At 71.9% G+C, this 3,294-nt stretch carries 2 protein-coding genes; both read right to left on the reverse strand.

What is annotated here, in order from left to right; genetic code table 11:
- Positions 1–1,055 (reverse strand): hypothetical protein (locus GA0115259_RS03050; RefSeq protein ID WP_093590445.1); only part of this gene is annotated, 1,055 nt, incomplete at its 3' end.
- A 29-nt stretch (positions 1,056–1,084) separates the two neighbouring features.
- The coding region (locus tag GA0115259_RS39960) for a hypothetical protein (RefSeq protein WP_093590448.1) at positions 1,085–3,294 on the reverse strand (2,210 nt) is incomplete at its 5' end.

Below are 3,294 nucleotides of genomic sequence, written 5' to 3' on the forward strand. Positions count from 1 at the left end.
GGCTGCGGAGGCGGTCCGACGTCGCCGCCGAGGGGCCCGGCGGGAAGCGCGCCCGGCTGGTCCGCCTCGGCCGTCCGGCCCGGCTGACCGGCTCCGTTCGCCAGGTCCGGCATCTGCTGGCGCATCAGCTCCGACACCGTTCTGAGCGCCTGCCTGGCCGGTTCCGCCTTCTGGTAGTCCTCCAGCTGCTCGTTGTTCAGCAGCTCCAACTGGCTGTGCACCAAGGCGAGCTGTTCCTGTCGCATGCTGTTCATGGCCAGCCGGGTGTCCTCCGGATGCGCGGCCAGATGCAGCGCCCAGGCGGCGACTCCGCCGTGCTGAAGGTGGTACTGATAGAAGTTGATCTTCTCCGTCATCAACTGCCGCTGCTGCTCGGCCCGCAGCAGCTCCAGTTCATGTGCCTGGCGCGCCTGCTGGAGCTGGAACTCGTGCTCCGGTGCCAGCATGTCCCGCTCGTACTCCAGGCTCCGCCTGCGTCTCCGGTGTGCGATCGCCTCGTCGTCCAGCCGCAGCCGTACGGTGCAGGTCACCTGGAGGCCGACGTCCGCCGCGAAGCCGCCGTCCTCCAGCGCCTGCTGCACGGCGATCTCGGCGTCCCGGCTCTTCTCGATGGAGAAGCCACGGCTCACCGGCCGCGCGAACTGGTGGAACTCCCGGTCCAGCCGGGTCGGTACGTCCCGCTCGCCGCTGGCCACATAGCGAGCCGGATCGGCGACACGCCAGGTCAGATCCGCGGTGGCGCCGAAGGAGAACGCGTCGTCGTCGCTGGGCAGCTCCAGCTCCAGTCGTACGGGATGGTTGCCCATGTCCACCTCGTACACGGAGGTGTACCAGCGGCTCGCCGCGTCCGAGCGGCTCGGCCGGTGCGGTGGGAGATAGGTGTCGTAGGCGCCCTTCGCGGTGACGAAGACCAGCGCGTGGTCGATCGGCGTGACCGGTTTACGGGCGGTGTACTCGAAGCGCGAGATCGGCCGGACGGTGAGGACCGGATCTCTCAACTGGCTGTGCCGGTCGGCCTGTTGCTGCCATTCCGGCTGTCGGCGGAGGTCCGCCATGGCGATTCAACTCCTTGGTGCGAGTACGGTCAGGTGAGTACGGCCAGCAGACGCGCGGCGGCTCCCGGCGGCGGCCCGCCGTCCGCACCGCGCAGCGTGCGCAGCAGATGGCTGAGCCGCTGCTGATCGGCCGCGGTACGGATCAGCTCCGGCAGCAGCGCGGCGAGCGCGCTCTCCACATCCGGGCGCCGGTCCGCCGCGCGCACCCAGGCCCGCAGCGACTCCAGCGCGTCCCTGGTGTGCGAGAGATCGCCCAGGGCGGTACGCCAGAGCGTGGCGAGATCACGCCGTCCGTCCGGTTCGGCGGCGCCGTTGTCGGCGTACCACTCCAGGAGGCTGTCCTCGTCGACCGTGGCGCAGGAGCGGGTGAACGCGGTCAGCGCGAGGGTCCGGACGGCGGGGGAGTCCCGCTGGACGAGCCGTACCAGCTCGGAGAGCATCTCGGCGCGGCGGCCCGCGGACAGCAGTAGCGTCGTGGACTGGAAGAGATGCTCCGTCTCCGCCTCGCCGCTCTCCTCGTCGGCGGCCCGTGCGGCCAGCGCGTCGAGGGCGGGCCCCACCAGTTCGGGACTGACCGGAGCGAGCAGCGCGAAGGCGCGGATGGCCGTCCAGCGGCGGGCGCCGTGTGCGTCCGCGCACCACTGGCTCAGCAGCTTGGGGACGGCGGGCGCACCGGTGAGATGGGCCAGCGTCAGGGCGTTCGCCGCCATCAGCCGGGCGCCGAGACCTCGCGAGGTGGCCCAGCCGTCGATCAGCAGCGCGACGGTGGACGGCAGATCCGCCTCCGCGAGCAGCGCGGTCGTGGCGGCGGCCCGGGTCCGTACCAAGGGCCGGCCGTCGCGGGCGAGATCCTTGAGCCACTCCACCAGGGCCGGCCGGGCGGACGGATGGGCGGTCCAGACATCGCTGAGCAGAGTCCGCGCGGTGCGGCTCTCCCGGAATTCGGCCATGTACTGAGGCACTTGGCCCCACTCCGTCTGCTCGTCGCGCTGCTCGCCACGGGCCCGGGCCAGATGCAGCCGGTCGCCGACGGAAGGGCCGAAGACCGGGATTTCGGCGGGCTCCTCGGGATGGTTGAGCTGCTGGAACCGTACGAAGAGCAGATCGCCCAGCTCGGCGGCGAGGACATACGGCGCCCGGTCGAACACGGCCAGGGAGATCAGGAACGCCTTGTCCCGGAGGGAGAGATCGGTGTCGGTGAGCCATTCACGGCACTGCTGCTCCACCGTGGCCCGGCTGAATCCGGCCAGGGCCTCGCGGGCCTGCTCGCTGCCGTCGTACGCGGCGAGATCCGCGGCGAAGGCGGCCACCTCGGCGAGCCGCTGATGGCCCTGGGCGAGGAAGTCCTGTACGGGCGGAAGGCCGAGCAGACGCTCCACCTCGTCGGAAGCGGTGGTGTGGGCGGCGCCGGTGGTGCCGGCGGTGTCGGTGTCGACGGCCGCGGCCATGCGGCGGGTGAGATGGGCCCGTAGGACGTCGGCCGAGGCCGGCGCCTGCCAGGCGCAGGTGGTGACGGCGTGGACGTACGACCGGTCCCGTACGGTGATCACCAGATAGCTGTCGCGCTTGGCGAGCTGCTCGCGTACGGCACGTACGTGGATGTCGCGCAGCGGCCTGTTGCGGGACAGCGAGAGATCGCAGAGCACATGGCCTCCGGCGTCGGCGAGCCCTGCGGCGAGCGACTTCGGATGCGTCTCGGGATCCAGGTCGCGTACGGTCGTGACGCCCAGCCGGTACAGCAGCATCCAGGCGGCGGCGCGGCGGCCGGTCGAGTGCGCGCCCGACAGGACGAGGACCCGCTCGGTACGGAGCCGGCGCAGGGCCGCCTCGAAGAACTCCTTGTCGCCTTCGACGAACACCTCGGCGAGACGGTCGAGTTCGGCGCGGGAGATCTCTCCGGAGGGGTTCTCGGGACCGAGCCACGACGGGCCGTGATGGTGGATCTCGGTCTTGCTGCCCATGATCACGTCACGGCCGACCTGGCCGCCGGAGACGCCGTGCTGGGCGCCCGCGACATAGGAGCCGCCGAACGCGGTGGAGCGGAGCATGAACTCCGGCGCGTGGGCGAAGAGTTCACGCTGGGCGGCGCGCGCCTCCTGCGCGTGCTCCTCCTCGGCCCGCTCGCCGTCCTCGGGCGGCTGAGGCTGCGGCTGGTGCGGCGACTGCTGGTCCGCCGAGGCGGCGGGAGGCGGGACCGGGCCGGCGCCCGGACCGGCGGGGGGGGGCCGCGGGGGCATGG

The sequence above is a fragment of the Streptomyces sp. MnatMP-M17 genome, from assembly GCF_900091995.1.
Lineage (GTDB): Bacteria > Actinomycetota > Actinomycetes > Streptomycetales > Streptomycetaceae > Streptomyces.